Source organism: Psychrobacter sp. PSP (assembly GCF_024085615.1).
Classification (GTDB): domain Bacteria; phylum Pseudomonadota; class Gammaproteobacteria; order Pseudomonadales; family Moraxellaceae; genus Psychrobacter; species Psychrobacter pacificensis.
This window is the reverse complement of sequence record NZ_JABLTF010000015.1, coordinates 64,631-83,600: the sequence shown is the minus strand read 5'-3', so window position 1 is coordinate 83,600 and position 18,970 is coordinate 64,631. Positions and strand designations below refer to the sequence as shown.

Below are 18,970 nucleotides of genomic sequence, written 5' to 3'. Positions count from 1 at the left end.
ACGAATGTGGTTGTCATAAGAGCAATGATGTAAAGTCATTTGTGTCAACTAGGTATTCAACGAAAATTAGAACTAGTCGGAGGATGACATGGGCTTATTGGTAGATGGTAAGTGGCAAGACAAATGGTACGACACGGAAGAAAACGGCGGGCGATTTGAGCGTGAAGATGCCGGGTTTAGGAACTGGATCACCGCAGATGGTAGTGCAGGTCCTACGGGCGTAGGCGGGTTTAAGGCTGAGCCTGATCGCTATCACCTGTACGTGTCGCTAGCCTGTCCTTGGGCACACCGTACTTTAATTTATCGTAAGCTCAAAGGTTTGGAGCAGATCATTCCGATCTCTGTGGTCAACCCTTACATGGGAGATAATGGTTGGACGTTTGCAGAGGGCGAGGGAGTAATCCCTGATCCGCTTATCCATGCAGATTATGCTTATGAGCTTTATATTAAAGCAAAACCCAATTATACGGGACGGGTTACTGTTCCGATTTTATGGGACAAAAAGACCAATACGATTGTGAGTAATGAATCATCAGAGATCATTCGGATGTTCAATTCAGCTTTTGACGACGTTGGCGCACTAGCAGGCGATTTCTCGCCAGCATCGTTATTGCCAGAAATCGATGATATCAATGCGTTTGTCTATACGACGATTAATAATGGGGTGTACAAGGCTGGATTTTCGACCACACAAGAGGCTTATGAAGAGGCGGTGATTGAGCTGTTTGCCGCGCTAGATACACTGGAAGCGCGCCTAGCAGATAAGCGTTACCTCACAGGGAGCACTATCACCGAAGCGGATTGGCGACTGTTTACCACCTTAGTTCGTTTTGACGCGGTCTATGTTGGGCATTTTAAATGCAACCTACGCCGCATTATCGACTATCCAAACCTGTGGGGCTATCTGCGTGATCTATACCAAGTGCCTGGTATCGCTGAGACAGTAAATATGGAGCACATCAAGCAGCACTATTACACCAGCCACGCCAATATCAACCCCACTCGTATCATCCCTATTGGCCCTGCTATTGATTTTACGACAGCCCATCATCGTGATCAGCTATAGACATGTTTGCTTTATACATGTGAACAAAAAAGGCTAAGCATAAATAGAATTTCAATAAAAAACACCCCAGCGACTATGAAGCAGCTGGGAAGCAGCTGGGGTGTTTTACAATGTAAAAGGCATTTTAATTGATATTAACCATTATTTAACTGCCGAGCTGCCTCAAGTGCAAAGTAAGTCAAGATACCATCGGCACCGGCGCGGCGAAAACCAATAAGCGATTCTAGGATCACCGCATCAGTCAGCCAGCCGTTTTGAATAGCTGCCATGTGCATCGCGTATTCGCCGGAGACTTGATAGGCAAAAGTCGGTACGCCAAAGGTGTCTTTGACTTCACGGATCAGATCGAGATAGGGCTGACCAGGCTTAATCATCACCATATCTGCGCCCTCATTGATGTCCATCGCCACTTCGTGCAAAGCTTCAGCGCGGTTACCAAAGTCCATCTGATATTGTTTTTTATGACCGCCTTTTAGGTTGCCGGCGCTACCGACTGCATCACGGAACGGCCCATAATAAGCAGAAGCGTATTTGGCAGAGTAAGCCATGATAGCGGTATTGACAAGACCTTCGCTTTCAAAGGCATCACGCATGGCTTTGATACGGCCATCCATCATATCACTTGGAGAGATGATATCAGCGCCAGCTCTAGCATGGACGAGTGCTTGCTTGACCAGCACCTCAACGGTGTCATCATTGACCACATAACCACTGTCATCAAGCAAGCCGTCTTGACCGTGTGACGTATAAGGGTCGAGCGCCACATCGGTCATCACCACCATCTCAGGCACTGCGTCTTTTAGTGCTGCTACGGCACGCGCGCTTAGTCCATTCTCATCATAGGCCGCTTTGCCATCAGGAGTTTTTAGCGAGTTGTCGATAACAGGGAAAATATCGATAGTCGTCACGCCCTCGCTTAAAAGCTCTTTGGCATAATTAATCAATAGGTCTATCGATAAGCGCTCAACGCCCGGCATACTGGCGATGGCCTCGCGCTGATTACTACCTTCTAATACAAATACTGGGGCTATGAAATGTTTGGGGTGAAGCTCGACTTCACGAATCATAGCACGGACATTATCGTTATAGCGCAAGCGGCGCAGGCGAGTCTCAGGGAATTGACGATTAAACGTATAAGACATTGTTTTTTCCTTATTATTAGTTTTAGTGAGTTTGAGGGTTTGAGGGTTTGAGGGTTTGAGGGGTAATCATTAAATAAGTAAAGCATCAGATGCAGCTAAAATTTTTAGCTTTTATATATAGCTACTATTTATATATAACTACTAAAGGTAGCACATAACAACAAAAAGCCCCACCAAGAAGGTAGAGCTAATTGTTATAAAAATAATACGCTAGCTAGTTATCAAATGTTATATAACCATCTTTATGGAGTGACAATCTGTGGCACTGGTACTTGCTCAGTAGGTGTCTCTTCAGTCAATACCCCAACCGCTGCATCAGCGTCGTTGTCATTATCGATATCGACAATCGCAGTCGGCTTAAAGTCAACCTTCACAGGCGTCTGTGCTTGTTTGATAGCGGCGGCTTCTGGTGCTGCAGCTACTCGCGCTGAGCTAGCAGCGTCGATAGCATAGGCCGCTTGCGACTCGGCATCTTTGGTTAATAAAGTACCAACTTGGGCCAAGTTAGTATATTGCGGAACCGGAATCGCGACAGGTGTATCGAGATTGGCACCGCCGCCAAGCGCTTGATATAGCTCGATTTGACTGATGATTTTTTGTAGCTCTAAATCTAGAATGCCTTGTTGAGTGTCAAACAATGAGCGCTGAGCATCAAGGACATCGAGATAGTTTGAGATACCAGCTTTAAAGCGCGCATCAGCAATCTCATAAGTCTGATCAAAGTTATCTTGCAGGCGGTACTGAGCTGCGAGCTGCTCGCCTAGAGTTGCGCGAGTAGCGAGCACATCGGAGACCTCACGGAACGCCGTTTGAATTGAGCGCTCATAGCTGGCAAGCGTTTGTTCGCGCTCGATTTGTGCGACATCGTAGTTTGCATCCAAACGCCCAGCATCAAAGATGGGTACGCTGATATTAGGGCCAAATGACCAGCCGACTGCATCATTATCGAACAAGTCGCTCAAGCCATCGCTACGGACACCAACGCTACTGGCTAAGCTTATCGTTGGGAAATAAGCGGCACGGGCGACAGCGATATTTGCGCCCGCGGCTTTTAGATCGTATTCCGCTTGTAATACATCAGGGCGATAGCGTAGCAGCTCGCTTGGCAAGCCGGCACTAAACACCTCGTGATTGGTGATATTGCTGACAGCGGGTGCTGGGATAAGCTCAGTAGGTACCGGCGCTCCTAATAAGAACTGCAGAGCATTTCTGGAGGTCAAAATACTGCTTTGCGCACGTAGTACCGCAAGTCTTGCACTCTCTAAAGCTGCTGCAGATTGCAAGGAAGGCAGCTTAGGATCAATACCGGCTTTAAAGCGCTCTTGCGCAATAAACAACGAGCGCTCACGGCTCTCAACAGTTGCCTCGGCGAGTTTGAGCTGCGCTAAGCTATAGCTAAGATTCGCGTAGCTCTGCGCGATGTTACTAATCAGACTAATTTGAATAGAGTCTTTGGCTGCCGTCGTTGACAAAAATCTCTGCAACGCTTGATCTTTTAGGCTATCGATTCGGCCCCAAAAGTCCAGCTCATAGCTTGCCAAACCGAGATTGACACTGTAGCTATCTGTCGTCTGTCTACCGCCAGTACTGCCAAAAGGCGTCTCAACGCGCGGAGAGGATTGGCTTTGGCGTGAGTATTCTGCTTGACCATTGATAGTTGGCAAGTCGTTGATATCGGTAATACGATACTGCGCGCGCGCTTTTTCGATAGCCAAACGGGCACTCTCAAAGTCTTTATTATTGCTAAGACCTAAAGCGATTAACCTTTTAAGACGCTCATCGCTATAAAAATCCTGCCAGCGCTGTCCTGCGATACTTGGCTGCTCAGAGGTGCTGACAGTCTCATCACCAAAAGCGCCATAAGCTTGCTCAATCGGCAGGTTAGGCTCAGCGAGAACGGGGCTTGTATCTGCTTTAGGGATAGTATTACAAGCGGCCATACTCAGAGCCAAAAAGCTCAGGCCAAGTAGGCGCGATGATTTACCAGTAGCTAGTAAAGCTTTAGAGCTTATCGCTCTTACGGCTGAGTTAGAGGTTAAGAATAAAGAACTCATTGTGTATTATCTCCAAAGCTTACAGGCTGATAACTCTCAGAGGGAGTTGGATTCTGTGGGTCATCATCTTTATCATCTGGCTTGTTGTTCTTATATTTATACGGGAACATACCACGCACCCAAATATAGAACATCGGAATAAAGAAGATACCTAGTAAAGTGGCACTAACCACACCACCTACGACACTGGTACCAATAGCAGTTTGGCTGCCTGACCCTGCGCCAGTAGCTATGGCTAATGGCACAACACCGATACCAAAGGCAAGCGAGGTCATAATAATTGGACGTAGACGTTGTCGCGCTGCGGTCATGACGGCCTCTCTGAGACTATAGCCTTCTTCTTGGTGCTCTTTGGCAAATTCAATAATCAAGATGGCGTTTTTGGCGGACAAACCAACGACGGTGAGTAGACCCACTTGCAAGTAGATGTCGTTAGCAAAACCGCGTAACCACGTAAATATCACCGCACCCAATACCCCAAGTGGAATAACCAATAGGACAGAGAAGGGGATAGACCAGCTCTCATAAAGCGCAGCTAGACATAAGAAGACAACTAGAATCGATAGCGCATAAAGCATAGGAGCTTGCGAGCCTGATTTTTGTTCTTCAAGTGATAACCCAGTCCATTCGTAACCGATACCTTCAGGGAGCTGACTGATCATGTTCTCCATAGCTGACATGGCTTCACCAGTACTAAGACCAGGTGCCGCATTACCTTGAATATTCATCGAAGGTAAGCTGTTATAACGAGTCAAACGCGGTGAGCCTGACTGCCATTCGCTACTTGAGAAAGCATCGAAAGAGACCATGTTACCGGTTTCGCCGCGCACATACCACTTGCCGATGTCATCAGGATTGGTACGGCTACTGGCTTCACCTTGAACATAGACACGCTTGATACGGCCACGATCGATAAAGTCGTTGACGTAGCTTGAGCCCCAGGCGGTCGAGATAACGCTATTGATACTGCCTAAAGATAGACCATAAGCGGCGGCTTGTTCTTGATTGATATTGACTTTGAGCTGCGGTGCATCTTCTTGACCATTAGGACGTACGCCTGCCACATTTTCGTTTTGTGCAGCCATACCTAGCAGCATATTACGGGCTTCAAGTAACCCTTCGTGTCCAAGGTTACCCACATCTTGTAGCATCAAATCAAAACCACTGGCATTACCAAGCTCAGTAATCGCAGGCGGTACGATAGCAAAAACTTGCGCTTCATTTAACTGGGTAAAGAAATAACCCATGGCACGACCAGCAACGGCTTGCGCGGTGTTTTCATCGCCTGAGCGCTCTTCCCAATCTGACAGTCGAACGAATGCCAGACCCATGTTTTGGCCTTGACCTGCAAAACTAAAACCAGCAATGGTAAAGACAGAGGCAATATTGTCCGTCTCTTGTGTGTCGTAATAATTTCTGACTTTATCCAGTACATCCTGCGTCTCATCTAGCGTAGAGCCTGCAGGAAGCTGGACTAAGGTGAACATAATACCTTGGTCTTCTTCTGGCAAAAACGAACCTGGAATACGCAAGAACACCACTGCCATAATACCGATGATGGCGGCATAGCCGATCAGGTACAACCACTTAAAACGAATACTTTTGCCGACGAAGTTTTCATAAGAGCGGCTTAGCTTAAAGAACCCGCGGTTGAACCAGCCAAAGAAGCCTTTTTGTTGTTCAGTACTGCCTTTTTCATGGCTCTTACCACGTTTTAGCAAGGTCACACATAGGGCAGGGGTGAAGATTAGAGCCACCATGGCTGACAGCGCCATGCTCGTGATCAAGGTGATAGAGAACTGACGATAAATAACACCTGTTGAGCCGCCAAAGAAGGCCATCGGTACAAATACGGCAGACAAAATCAGCGCAATACCAATAACGATCTTACTGATCTCGCCCATCGACTGAACGGTTGCATCTTTGACCGAAATATCAGGGTTTTCTTCTAATATTCGCTCGACGTTTTCGACAACAACGATCGCATCATCAACCAGTAGACCGATGGAGAGTACCATTGCAAACATCGTCAAGACGTTGATACTAAAGCCTGCGATATAAAGCACAGCAAAAGTACCTAGCAAGACCACTGGAACGGCAAGAGTAGGAATGATGGTGGCGCGCCAGTTCTGCAAGAAAATGAACATGACGATAAACACCAAGACAATAGCCTCAATAAGCGTATTCACGACTTGCTCGATAGAAAGCTTCACGAAAGGCGTTGTGTCATAAGGCACAACAGAGCTTAGGCCTGCTGGAAAGTTGGTTTCTAGCTCGGCCATACGTGCGCCGACCGCCTCACGGGTCTCTAGCGCGTTTGCGCCTGCAGCCAATGAGATACCTAGACCTGCCGCTTCTTGACCGTTATACAAGGAGTTGACGCTATAGTTTTCACTACCAATCTCTACGTCTGCGACATCACCGAGACGTACCTGCGCGCCTGAGCTGTCTGTCTTTAGTAGAATGTTTCTAAACTCTTCTGGAGTCTGCAGGTAGCTTTGTACACTGACGGTGGCATTGATAACCTGCTGATCTGTGTCAGCAGGTGCTTGTCCTAGCTGACCTGCAGATACCTGAGCGTTCTGTGCTCGTACGGCATTGACAACATCAGAGGGCACCATGTTATAGCTACGTAGGCGTGCAGGATCTAGCCAGATACGCATGGCGTAAGAGGAGCCAAACACTTGCACTTCACCCACACCTTCAACACGACTGATCGAGTCAAGCACATTGGAGTTGATATAATCGGCAATATCGGCCCGATCCATACTACCGTCTTCAGAAATAAATGCCTGCACCATCAAAAAGCTGCTAGACGATTTATTGACGTTGACGCCTTGGCGCTGTACTGATTCAGGCAACGAGCTCATCGCTGCTTGTAGTTTGTTTTGTACTTGTACTTGCGCGGTATCAGGGTCTGTGCCATTTTCAAAGGTTAGCGTGACCGATGCACCACCATTTGAAGAACTCGATGATGACATGTACATCAAGCCATCTAGCCCCTTCATACGTTGTTCAATGATTTGCACCACAGAGTTTTCGACCGTTTGTGCGTTTGCACCAGGATAAGTGGCACTAACAGAAACGGTGGGCGGTGCGATACGCGGATACTGCTCAATCGGCAAATTAACAACCGAGATTACCCCGATAAGCATGACCAAAATGGCCAACACCCATGCAAAAATAGGGCGATCAATAAAAAAACGTGACATAGTATATCCCTAGGTCTTCCTATCTTTGAATGGAATTAGTTAGTGGTGGTAGCAGTGTCCTGCTCAGAAGTGTCATCAGCTACCGTTTTCGCAGCTTGCTGTGGTGTTTTGGCGGTAGGCGTTGCAGATGCACCATTAGCGTTTTCTAACGGCTTGACCACGACCTCCTGCTCAGGCTTAACTTTAGAGCCGCCTATAACCACTAGCTTATCGCCACTACTTAAGCCATCGGTGACCACCCATTGACCATCATAAGTACCATTAATGGTAACGGGACGGACTTGGATTTGATTGTTTTCATCAACGATGTAGACTTGTGAATCGCCTTTAGGCGTACGCATTACAGCGCTTTGCGGCACTAAGGCTGCATTAGGAATGACGCTTTGAGTCAGACGCGCTGAGACATACATACCTGGCAGTAGCACGTTATTAGGATTTGGGAAAATAGCTCGTAGAGTCACCGCGCCAGTAGATTGATCGACTTTAGCTTCAGACAGCGCAAGCTTGCCACGCACTGGATACACTGAGCCATCTTCTAGGACCAGCTCGACAGAATTCATACCCGCCTGCGCTTTACCTTCAGCTATCTGCTGACGAAGCTGCAATAGCTCAGATGATGACTGACTGATATCGACATAGATAGGGTCTAAGCGCGAAATCGTCACTAAAGGCTCAGATTGACTAGCGTTAACTAAGGTTCCTGCAGTAACGCTTGAGCGGTCACTACGACCAGTCAACGGTGCACGGACGATAGTACGATTGAGATCCAAAGCGCTAGCATCTAAGTTTGATTGCGCGGTTTTAATCCCAGCCTCAGCGCTTCTAATGCTCGCTTCAGTTTGTCCGACTGCAGCGCGAGCACTCTCTAGAGCCGCTTGCGCTGTACGCACTTGAGTTTGCGCTTGGTCATATTGCTGCTTGGAGATAGCGTCAATCTCAACCAAGCCTTTTAGACGCTGAAAGTCATTTATCGCTTGTGCTAATGAGGCTTGGCGACTGGCTAGCTCTGCTTTAGCATTGGCATTATTGGCGATAGCGGTTTGGCGATTAGCCTGTGCTTGCGCGACCGCCGCTTGACCACTAGCGACCGAGGTCGTGTAGTTGTCAGTATTGATACGATAAAGCGGCTGGCCTTTTTTGACGTTACTGCCTTCACGGAACAGTACTTCGTCAATTACGCCGCTGACTTGAGGGCGTACATCAGCCGTCTGATAAGCGGCAGTACGACCAGAGAAAGTCTGAACTTGAGGCACAGTATCGAAGCTGACAGTTTGGACGTTGACGACAGCGGGCGGCATCTGCTGCTGAGCGTTTTCACCCGCAGCGGCGTCTTCTTTATTGTCACAGCCGACCAGTACTGTAGCCGATAGTACAGATGCTATTACAAGCGCAAGATAAGAATGCTTCATCAAGGTCCTCGGTAGAGTAGTAAAATATAGAATAAATGGTATAGAGGTAGAGCGTATCATAATCAAAAAATAGCTTATTTTTCGAAGAGCAATAATAAACTTTATAGAAGTTTATAGCCAAAAAATAAGAAGCTATTGATAAAATTGATAAATAGGGCAGTACCGCTAGCTAGTTATAGGACGTCAAGTAAATTTAAGGTGTTATTATAAACTATAGGGTTTACCCCGCAGTCAAGTGATTCACGATAGGAAAGCTGACAAAAACTGACCGCACTGTGCTCGCTGAGTAAATAAAATCCCGCCATAGTAACCGCTACACCAACCAGCAGCTAATAAGAAGATATACAACCCGCTATGCAAATTTATTGTAATTTTTTGTTATAATTGTAAAGCCATAGTGTTATTGAGGTTTTAAAACCGCCAAAAGTCTGCTTTGTCAACAAATTGACTAATTTATCAACCCCTAATTATGACCTTTAAAGTATAGCGACTTAAACCAGTCAGTAGCCTCTAATGAGCGTGGTCAATCAGTATTTAACCATTAAAAAATCCTGACACAATTATAGTGCCGTCAGGATTTATGAAACTTAAAGAAAGGTAACTATTTGGCTGACACACCCGTTTTAAGAGGGTGTCTTTTTAGAGACTGTTGCTTTTGATCAATGAATATTTATGGCTCGGTTGCTCAAAAACGCTGCTAAAAAATGAGCCGTCTCAATTAGCTAATAACACAGACGATTCATATGTCATTATACCAATCGCGCGCTGGCCAATTCTGTCAGTTGGTACAAGCCTTGACGATAACGGTTGTCAGGCAGTGTGCCCAGTGCTTGCTGGGCCAATCTCGTCTCCTCTAGTGCACGCTGTTTACAGTAATCTAATGCGCCGGAACTGCGTACCAACTCAATCAGCTGCTCAGCATTCGGTGTTTTACCCGTTTGTACCGCAATTCTTAGCTGCTCATAACCTTCATTGTCACTGTCTTTTAGTAGTTCGAGTGCTTTGATAGTTGGCAGAGTAGGTTTACCTTCAGCAAGATCGTCGCCTAGGTTTTTGCCCATTACGTCGCTATCGCCACTATAATCAAGGACATCATCAATAATTTGAAACGCATTACCAAAGTGCTGTCCAAAGTCGCCTAATGCCGCCATATACTCAGTTTTGTCTTGCAAAATAGCCGCGCCTTGAGTCGCCATCATAAACAGGCGAGAGGTTTTGCCATCGATAATGCGTAAGTAGTCTTCTTCTGTTGCGGCAGGGTTATGCTGATGTTGTAGCTGCAATACTTCGCCTTCAGCAATATCACAAGTCCCGTCTGAGAATACTTGCAACAATGGCAAGCTCTGAAAACCAACCAAAAGATTAAAAGCACGGGCAATCAGATAGTCACCGACCAATACGGCTGTGGCATTGTCCCATGTGGCGTTTGCCGTCGGTTTACCGCGGCGCTGTCCTGACTCATCGATCACATCGTCATGCACTAAGGTGGCAGTATGTAGCATCTCAGTAATGGCTGCTAGGTGCATCGCTTTTTCTGATGGATTGTCGTCAAACATACGGGCACACAATAGCGTAATCAGCGGGCGCATACGCTTACCACCGGCATTGATTACATGCTGAGAGACGCTCATGACGAGCTGTACTTTTGAGTTGAGACTACCAAATACTTGCTTGTCCATTACCTCAAAATCATTGGCTACAATACTTTGAATATCTGCATAGCTAGGCGTCGATTGAAAGGCAGGCACGGTATTATTTAAAGAGGTACTAGTCATAATAAATAGTCATATTAATAAGAATAAAGAGAGTTGGTATAACCTTGACTTTATCTATCTATAGGTAAGGTATGGTTTCGCTTATCATAACATAGCTGCCTTTGAAAATTGTTGGTTAAAGTACACCATAAGGGTAGCTCAGAGGTCGCTTGTGCGCCTATTATCATGCATAGAAGGCAGGGCAAACTGATGAAAGCGTTCAATAATTTGATGGTAAGAATGTTAACTTATCACGAGGTTTTGTCGTCACATAAATGATAGATAAAAGGCTGTAAGTAACTGATTGTATAAGTTATAATAGCCCCCGTTAGGCTCAAACCATCATTTATAACCATTGTTATGCTGCTTTTATCAGTATTGTCGTCTACGACGGTCTAATAATCTGTAGCGTATATAACAATGCAGATGATGGTGATTTCGTGTAACCACCTTGCAAAAACAAGACGCGCGGCTTGCTTTTATAAGCAAAAAGCCGTAAAATCTTGCCTTTAATTTTTCCCTGTCGTGTTCGTTATTGAAGCGTAGGTATAATATCTACCACGGCACACGGGTTAAACGGAGTCATACAATGTACGCAGTAATTAAAACTGGTGGTAAGCAGCACCGTGTAGTCGTCGATGAATTGCTTAAAGTTGAATTGCTAAAAGCAGAAAAAGGCGAAACAATCAAATTTGAAGACGTGTTGATGGTTGTTGACGGCGATGACGTCAAAATCGGTCAGCCTGTTGTTGAAGGCGCTAGCGTAGAAGTTGAAGTGGTTGAGCATGGTCGCGGCGAAAAAATCCGTATCATCAAGCACAACCGTCGTAAGCACTATCACAAAGAGCAAGGTCACCGCCAATGGTACACCTTGTTAAAAATCAAAGCCATTAATGCCTAATTACCCGTTTAGCAATGTTTGCTAAATAGCGCACTAAATGCTTAAGAGTTGTCGCATAAGCGATAAGTCACATTAACAAGGAGATTTTCTCATGGCACATAAAAAAGCTGCCGGTTCAAGCCGTAACGGTCGTGATTCAAACCCAAAAATGCTAGGCGTAAAAATCTTTGGTGGCCAAGCTATCACAGCTGGTAACATCATCGTTCGTCAACGTGGTACAGAATTCCACGCAGGCGAAGGCGTTGGCATGGGTCGTGACCATACTTTATTTGCATTAAATGATGGTGTGGTAAAGTTTGAGACTAAAGGTAAATTTAACCGTCGTTATGTAACGGTTGAAAACGCATAATTATCTATTTAGGTCATTTTATTCTTTGAATAAAACGATTGGATAATTAAAAAAGCCCTTACTGCCTTATGGTAGTAGGGGCTTTTTACGTTTATAAGACCTCATCAATTAATATTGGCTTTTGTTAGAGATTGGTTTTTGTTAGCAGTTTGGTCAGCAATTTTATATAGCATAAATACTCGTCACACTTAGCTCACTGGCTCTTTATGAGCACAGTGTTAATAATTTATCATGATAAATGCAAACTTTTACCGTGTAACTGCATTGGTTACAAGCGTGTATGGCAGCCGTAGTAAAGATTGCAAATCATGACTAGGCGCGTAATAAAAAAACTGGCACACTGTTGCCATTGCTGATCGATACCTGTTTTGCAGTGTTGAGATTGGTATCAACAGAAAAAATTTTAATAAGCTATTCTATTTTTAAGCGACTATTTTTAAAGCGATTGTGCTTTTTTAGAGAGGATTTATGATGAACTTATCTACGAAAAAATCAACCAAACAGAAGATGATGAGTGGTGCTTTAGCAGGTGTATTAATGACATCGTTAGGTATCGCAGCGCCAATGATGGCATTGACTCAAACAGCCACAGCAGCTCCTGCTGATAACCTAACAGCTGCTAAACGTTTGAACAAATTGCTGACCAATACCAAGAGTATGACGGCTAATTTTAGCCAGACAACCAAAGGCGCGAGCAGTGGTACGTTTAAAGGCTCTATGAGTGTCCAACGTCCCAATAACTTCCGCTGGGAAACCAAATCGCCCTCAGAGCAATTGATCGTTGCCAATGGCAACTCTATGTGGATCTATGACAAAGATCTAGAGCAAGCGACTAAACAAAATGTGGATAGCCAAGTAGGCAATACGCCAGCACTGTTATTGTCAGGTGATCCAAGCAAGATTGATCAAAACTTTAAAATCACTCAGCCGTATAGCAATAAGAACTACTATGTGTTGTACCCAAAATCTGATAATGCCAGCTTTAAGAGCCTATCCATGAGCTTTAGTGGCGGCAAACCTGTGATGATGGTACTAAACGATACGCTAGGTCAAACGACCTCTATTAAGTTTAGTAGTATCAAAATGAATCCAAGCATCGGCAGCAGTCAGTTTAAGTTCACTCCACCAAAAGGTGTTGATGTTATCAATCAATAAGGACGAGCTAATTGATGAAGCAGATTATGATGCTTTGCTATTTATCTAAGGTTGAAAGCCTCTAAGAGTGACAACCCCTAAGAGTAATAGCCAAATAAAAAGGACAGATCCTATATGATCTGTCCTTTTTTATGAGCGTAATGATAGTTTGGTCAGCAGAAAAATTAAGACATAGCTCGTATGGAGTCCATATCTGGCATTGGTGGTAGCTCGTCTAAATGACTCAGCCCAAATGCATCCAAAAATTGTGCGGTGGTGTGAAGGAGCGCTGGGCGGCCTAAGGTCTCCTTAAAGCCTTTTTCAATGATCCACCCCTTATCAAATAGCTGGCGTAGTATATTGCTTGATAACGTCACACCGCGCACTTGCTCGATGTCACTCCGTGTCACAGGTTGCTTATACGCAATAACGCTTAACGTCTCAAGTAACGCTTGGCTCAAACGCTCTTGACGCTGCGGGAAAGTCTGCTGAATCAAGCCGCTATAGGCATCGGAAATTTGCAATCGATAGCCGCTAGCTGTCTCATGTAGGTTCAGCACACCGGTCTCTAACCGTCGCTCTAGCACCTCTAAGGCTTGCTTTAATTCCTTAGTAGATAATGATAAATGTTTTCTTAACGCGTGAGCTGTCAGCGGCGCCTCTGATGCATGCAGCAGCACCTCGATGTGCTTGCTCACATCTTCAAGAGACGCCTGATTTGCCCCAATAGAGGAAGCTGTAGCGGTGCCTGTAGTTTCGGCTTTACTAGGCTGCTTTGAGTCGTCAATATCTACCATCTAAAATGTGCTCTTGTTTTAATATCATGGGATCAATAGCAGGTTTGGCGGCTAACCTGATGCTGGTTAGGCCAACCACTGTAGTGTTAGTTCTTGGGATTGATTGTCTATATCGGATGGATCGGTATCATATTTCATTAACGTGCTTGCATCATTATTGGGTTCTGTATAGACCACACCAACTAATTGCCGCTTAATCAGTTCAAGTACGGCGACAAAGCTCACGACCACGCCTATTTTCCCCTGTGCTTTGTCTAGTAGCTCATAAAAGGAGCGGGCACCATCAGTACTCAGTTGCCGACTAATGCTAGCGATACGATCAGAAAGCGGCACGATATCAGTTTTGATGGTATGCATTTGATAGTCTGGCTGTAGCTGCATTTTAAACAAGCTATCGATCAGCAGAGTAGGCGAGTAGTTGGGCAGCTCAGCATTCATAACGTCTTGACTGGGCATACTTACCATGGCTAAGAACACATCACGCTCTAAACGTATCAGATTGTCTAAGCGCTGACTGGCGGCTTTGATTTGTGCGTACTCTTCTAGGCGTTCAATCAGCTCGGCTTTTGGATCGCGCTCATCGGTAGGCGTGTCAGGGGTAGGCAATAGTAATTCGGTTTTAATAGCAATCAGCGTCGACGCCATCAGCAGATAATCACCTGCCAATTCAAAATGCTCAGTATCTAACTCACTGATATAGGCAAGATACTGCTCAGTGATGGGTAGAATCGGCATTTGGGTCAAATCAACGTTGTTCTTTTTGACCAAATATAATAAAAAATCTAGTGGCCCAGCAAACTGCTCTAGCCAAATCGCAAACGCTTGTGGCGGAACATAAAGATCGTCTGGTAGATGCTGTACTGGCGTCTGATAGATGCGCAGCGCAGTCGTGTTGGATGTATCCATAATACTTAATGTTCCTGGCGCACTGCCATAAATAGTCCAGCACCAACATCTAACGTGTGACAAAGATAACGAGAGTCGTTGGTGAATTCTGCCAAGAACTCGCTCACCTCATCACGATGAGAGATGACATTATCGACAATAAGTACACTACCGACGTCCAATGCGTTATGCAGACCTCGGATATAATCGATATAGAATTGCCGCTCTGCATCCAAAAATACCAAGTCAAAGACGTCTTCATTGCTATTGAAAAAAATAAAGGCGTCTTGTACGATGAGTCGAACAGAGTCAGACAGCCGCGTATTTTGCAGATGCTGGCGAGCAGCTTCACTGCGGTTTTTGTCGATGTCTAGCGATGTAAAGTCACATTCAGCCTGATGCCGCAGACCATACGCCAGCCACAATGTCGAAAAGCCCGTCGAGGTACCAACCTCTAGTACCTTTTTGGGCTGTCTGATCGTGGCAATATTGGCCAAAAACTGCGCCGCATCTGGTTCGACATGGCGATGACGAGCCAGCCGATTGGATTGTTCAGAGTCATACGTACTGTCAGCCTCGTATAAAGACTGACAGTAAGATAAAAAATGGCTTGGATTAAATGTCGGCATTATAAACGATCAGAAGTCATTTATTTAAGCTTCGCTAGTGGGCGAATACCAATGGCACGGCGGGCTTTATCCAGCTGCTTACGGCTATGACGACGGGCTTTATCTGCGCCCATTTGCAAGATTTCTTCCAGCTCTTTTGGATTTGCCATCAATTCTTGATAGCGCGCGCGGAAAGGGGCAATCTCGTTATTGATTTGTTGGAACAACTGCTCTTTGGCGTCTCCCCAGCCAATACCTGATTCATACTGCGCACGCAAATTAGCAATTTCTTCAGGCGTAGCAAACGCTTTATAAATCTCAAAAATTGCTGACGCGTCAGGATCTTTTGGCTCTTCTGGCAATTGTGAGTTGGTCACAATACGCATGATGGCCTTACGCATCATTTTTTCAGGATCGGCTTGGCTATTAAACTCGCCAAACAACGGAATCACGTTGTTATAGCTTTTGCTCATTTTGCGACCATCGAGACCTGTGAGTAGCGGCGTGTTGTCGTCGACCAGGGCCTCAGGCTCAGTGAACAATGGCTTGTAACGATGATTAAATGTACCTGCTATATCACGCGCCATTTCAATGTGCTGAATTTGGTCACGGCCAACAGGTACATGCGTGGCATTAAACATCAAAATATCAGCAGCCATCAACACAGGGTAGCCAAACAACCCCATGTTAATCCCTTGGTCAGGATCAACGTCTTCTTTTTCCATATTAGCATCGACCGCTGCTTTGTAGGCATGAGCGCGGTTCATGAGGCCTTTGGCACATGAGGAGCTCAAAATCCATGACAACTCCAAAATCTCAGGCACATCTGACTGACGATAAAAAGTCACGCGCTCAGGATCGAGACCACAGGCGAGCCATGTCGCGGCAATGGCTTTGGTTGACTCGTGAATGATCGCAGGATCATGGCAACCAATAATACTGTGATAATCCGCTAAAAAGAAAAAAGCGTCGCTATCGCTGTTTTGAATAGACTGGATGGCCGGACGAATCGCGCCAACATAGTTACCAAGATGCGGAATACCTGTGGGTTTGATCCCTGTCAAAATGCGTTTATGTGGGGCTGCTTGTCCAGAACTGTGATTGTCGCTCATGAAAAATCCGTTGTTTTGTTTGTCAAGTTATTATAATGCGTGATTAAAAGTACAAAATAGCAGTTGCAAAGTATAGCAAATTTTATCAGCCCTTTTGAAAATAAAGGCCTACTTATAGATATCCGTACGACCATTTGGCCCATGTTTAAAGCGCCGATGAAACCACATCCACTGAGTCGGATCAATACGTATGAGTCCCTCTAAAACTTCATTAACCCGAGTAGCATCCGCAACCTCATCTTGACTTGGGTAGTTCTCAAGCTCTGGGGTGATGGTCAAGTGATAATGAGGTCGCTTACCACGTGGTAGATTATCTGGTGTCTGCCGATAGGTGTGTAGCGCCATCACGGCGGGTGGATGCGTTTTGCTGCCTAATTTTGCCATACGGCGTGACGCGGTGATGGTCGCTGCTGGCACGCCAAAGAATGGCGCCATAACCCCTTGTTTTAGACCATAGTCCTGATCGGGGGAATACCAAATCACATGACCTGCTTTGATAGAGGTGACTAGGCTTCGCATGTCACGGCTGGAGATTTGCTTACCGAATATATTGGTACGACCATTATAGATAAACCAGTCCAGTAAAGGGTTGTTTTGCGTACGGTACATACAATCGACAGGGAAGAATTGAGAACACAGTAAGCCGCCCAAATCCAGCATCGTATAATGCGCACCCAATAGAATAACCGGACGCTGCTCGTTTTGCGCATTAACAAGATGCTGTAATCCCGAAATAGATACCGTTCTAGTAAATATATTTGGACGGAACCAAGCACATAGGGTTTCAAACACCCCAATACCTTGATTGACAAAAACTTGCTTGGCCATCAATTCACGCTCAGCTTCTGGCTTTTCTGGAAACGCCAGCTTTAGATTAATCAGAGTGTCACGCCTACGTGAGCCTGCAGCTTTATAAATCAATATGCCGAGCTTACGACCTAGCCAAAACTGCCAACGCAGTGGCAAATATATCATGGGTAACATCACCAAAAACAACAACCAGATACCCCAATACTTTGGCAATAAAAACTGCCATTGAAAGGGCTTGTTTTCTGCTTGCGCGGTACGCTTTTGATTTTGCGTAATCGTTGGGGTGCCAGCAGGTATAGCAGGCGACTTATTGGATTGCTGCCTACTGGATGATGGTATGCCGTTAGTGTTGGAGGGTTTGCTAGGATCGTATTGTTCTGGCGCTTTCATAATATCCTTCTGCCGCACCGTGTATCACATTGCAGCTAATGATGAAAAGTTATTGATATGATGGGGTAGGCTCAAATGCTTTGCAAGTGAGAATGTTTATAAGGTTCTTAATTTGCAGTGCTAATATAAAGTACGTATATCGATAGCTATTGCAATGAGAGATATAGTGAAACCATTATAAAAATGGTATAGCAAGATTAAACGCTATTTTTCGCAGCCTCTGGAGACGCAGTCACAGCAAGCAAGAAAAGTAGCGTTCGAGCGCGTTTCCTATGCTGTATCAATTTTATTGAGGTTCTACTATAGCCACACTACCTATAGGCCAATCAGCAGGCATAAAAAAACCTTATAAGCTGTGACCAGCTTATAAGGTTTTGCAAAACGCTTCTCTTATTTGAGTTTGCTACCATCGCTCCGAGAAAAAGACAACAGCAGCAAAAAGATAAGAAAGTGCTTTGATTAACGTTTTGAGAACTGTGGACGTTTACGTGCTTTACGTAGACCCAGTTTCTTACGTTCAACTTGACGTGAATCACGAGTAACAAAACCAGCTGCTTTTAGGGCAGGCTTCAAAGTTTCGTCAGCTTCGATCAATGCACGTGTGATGCCGTGGCGGATTGCGCCAGCTTGGCCACTGATACCACCGCCTGCAACAGTGACATATAAGTCATACTGGTTAGCAGAGTCTAGTAGTTCTAATGGCTGACGAACAACCATGCGTGAAGTTTCACGGCTGAAGTATTCGTCTAGTGGCTTACCGTTAACAACAATACTACCAGTACCTTTTGATAAAAAGACACGAGCAGTAGACGTCTTGCGGCGACCAGTTCCGTAATTGCGTTCCATAAGTATATCCTTAGATGTCTAGTTCTTTAGGTTGCTGTGCAGTATGTGGATGTTCAGTACCCGCATATAGTTTCAGCTTCTTGATCATCGCATAGCCAAGAGGGCCCTTTGGAAGCATACCCTTAACTGCTTTGTATAGAACATCTTCGGGCTTATGTGCAATCAGCTTTGTGAAGTTGGTTTCTTTAATACCACCTGGGTAGCCACTGTGACGATAGTACTTTTTGTCTTGCGCTTTCTTACCCGTTACTGCGATTTTTTCTGCGTTGATGACAACAATGAAGTCACCAGTATCTACGTGCGGAGTATAAGAAGGCTTGTGCTTGCCACGTAAGCGAGTTGCGATTTGAGTGGCTAAGCGACCAAGGGTTTTGCCGTCAGCATCTACGACATACCAGTCATGGGTCACTTCAGCTGGTTTTGCACTAAGTGTTTTCATGATAAAACCTTAAAATTAGAATTCGTTGAGAGTTTAGCTGGGAACGGGGCTCTCAAAAAACA

At 45.3% G+C, this 18,970-nt stretch carries 16 protein-coding genes; 4 read left to right on the top strand and 12 right to left on the bottom strand.

Features of this window, described 5'->3' with window-relative positions:
- The first annotated feature begins 88 nt into the window (after positions 1-88).
- Positions 89-1,066 (top strand): glutathione S-transferase family protein, encoded by a 978-nt coding sequence (locus HL061_RS04290; protein WP_071001996.1) that lies wholly within the window; start codon positions 89-91, stop codon positions 1,064-1,066.
- A gap of 134 nt (positions 1,067-1,200) precedes the next feature.
- Here HL061_RS04290 and hemB read toward each other — a convergent pair whose 3' ends face one another.
- The 5 genes from hemB to HL061_RS04265 all read right to left on the bottom strand — a co-directional run bounded on the left by hemB (position 1,201) and on the right by HL061_RS04265 (position 10,658).
- Complete coding sequence (gene hemB / locus HL061_RS04285; RefSeq protein ID WP_252962548.1) at positions 1,201-2,208, bottom strand: porphobilinogen synthase; 1,008 nt, start codon at positions 2,206-2,208, stop codon at positions 1,201-1,203.
- Between the two features lie 242 nt (positions 2,209-2,450).
- Entirely contained in the window at positions 2,451-4,262 is a 1,812-nt protein-coding gene (locus HL061_RS04280; RefSeq protein ID WP_093068684.1) for an efflux transporter outer membrane subunit, read from the bottom strand.
- The gene (locus tag HL061_RS04275) at positions 4,259-7,474 is read right to left on the bottom strand and encodes an efflux RND transporter permease subunit (protein WP_252962547.1); all 3,216 of its coding nucleotides are present in this window, start codon (positions 7,472-7,474) and stop codon (positions 4,259-4,261) included. Before HL061_RS04275 ends, HL061_RS04280 begins: the two co-directional genes overlap by 4 nt.
- 35 nt (positions 7,475-7,509) lie before the next feature.
- Positions 7,510-8,883: an efflux RND transporter periplasmic adaptor subunit gene (locus HL061_RS04270; RefSeq protein ID WP_071001992.1), complete on the bottom strand. Its 1,374-nt coding sequence runs from the start codon at positions 8,881-8,883 to the stop codon at positions 7,510-7,512.
- A 749-nt stretch (positions 8,884-9,632) separates the two neighbouring features.
- Positions 9,633-10,658 (bottom strand): polyprenyl synthetase family protein, encoded by a 1,026-nt coding sequence (locus HL061_RS04265; protein WP_071001991.1) that lies wholly within the window; start codon positions 10,656-10,658, stop codon positions 9,633-9,635.
- Positions 10,659-11,226: 568 nt separating this feature from the next.
- Between HL061_RS04265 and rplU the strand changes: the two genes are divergently transcribed.
- The 3 genes from rplU to lolA all read left to right on the top strand — a co-directional run bounded on the left by rplU (position 11,227) and on the right by lolA (position 13,042).
- Positions 11,227-11,538 (top strand): 50S ribosomal protein L21, encoded by a 312-nt coding sequence (rplU, locus tag HL061_RS04260; RefSeq protein ID WP_071001990.1) that lies wholly within the window; start codon positions 11,227-11,229, stop codon positions 11,536-11,538.
- 91 nt (positions 11,539-11,629) lie between these two features.
- The gene (gene rpmA / locus HL061_RS04255; RefSeq protein ID WP_058025936.1) at positions 11,630-11,887 is read left to right on the top strand and encodes a 50S ribosomal protein L27; all 258 of its coding nucleotides are present in this window, start codon (positions 11,630-11,632) and stop codon (positions 11,885-11,887) included.
- Between the two features lie 468 nt (positions 11,888-12,355).
- Entirely contained in the window at positions 12,356-13,042 is a 687-nt protein-coding gene (gene lolA, locus HL061_RS04250; RefSeq protein ID WP_071001989.1) for an outer membrane lipoprotein chaperone LolA, read from the top strand.
- A 164-nt stretch (positions 13,043-13,206) separates the two neighbouring features.
- On the opposite strand, the gene scpB is transcribed toward lolA, so the two are convergent.
- The 7 genes from scpB to rplM all read right to left on the bottom strand — a co-directional run bounded on the left by scpB (position 13,207) and on the right by rplM (position 18,908).
- Positions 13,207-13,818 (bottom strand): SMC-Scp complex subunit ScpB, encoded by a 612-nt coding sequence (scpB, locus tag HL061_RS04245; RefSeq protein ID WP_071001988.1) that lies wholly within the window; start codon positions 13,816-13,818, stop codon positions 13,207-13,209.
- A gap of 66 nt (positions 13,819-13,884) precedes the next feature.
- Positions 13,885-14,724 (bottom strand): segregation/condensation protein A, encoded by an 840-nt coding sequence (locus HL061_RS04240; protein WP_186474110.1) that lies wholly within the window; start codon positions 14,722-14,724, stop codon positions 13,885-13,887.
- A 5-nt stretch (positions 14,725-14,729) separates the two neighbouring features.
- On the bottom strand, positions 14,730-15,332 hold the full coding sequence (locus HL061_RS04235) for a class I SAM-dependent methyltransferase (RefSeq protein ID WP_186474112.1): 603 nt from the start codon (positions 15,330-15,332) through the stop codon (positions 14,730-14,732).
- A 20-nt stretch (positions 15,333-15,352) separates the two neighbouring features.
- The gene (locus HL061_RS04230; RefSeq protein ID WP_093068706.1) at positions 15,353-16,423 is read right to left on the bottom strand and encodes a tryptophan--tRNA ligase; all 1,071 of its coding nucleotides are present in this window, start codon (positions 16,421-16,423) and stop codon (positions 15,353-15,355) included.
- A gap of 108 nt (positions 16,424-16,531) precedes the next feature.
- The gene (locus HL061_RS04225; RefSeq protein WP_071001984.1) at positions 16,532-17,623 is read right to left on the bottom strand and encodes a lipid A biosynthesis acyltransferase; all 1,092 of its coding nucleotides are present in this window, start codon (positions 17,621-17,623) and stop codon (positions 16,532-16,534) included.
- A 459-nt stretch (positions 17,624-18,082) separates the two neighbouring features.
- Positions 18,083-18,469 (bottom strand): 30S ribosomal protein S9, encoded by a 387-nt coding sequence (gene rpsI, locus HL061_RS04220; protein WP_058025929.1) that lies wholly within the window; start codon positions 18,467-18,469, stop codon positions 18,083-18,085.
- A gap of 10 nt (positions 18,470-18,479) precedes the next feature.
- The gene (gene rplM, locus HL061_RS04215; RefSeq protein ID WP_071001983.1) at positions 18,480-18,908 is read right to left on the bottom strand and encodes a 50S ribosomal protein L13; all 429 of its coding nucleotides are present in this window, start codon (positions 18,906-18,908) and stop codon (positions 18,480-18,482) included.
- Positions 18,909-18,970 lie beyond the last annotated feature (62 nt).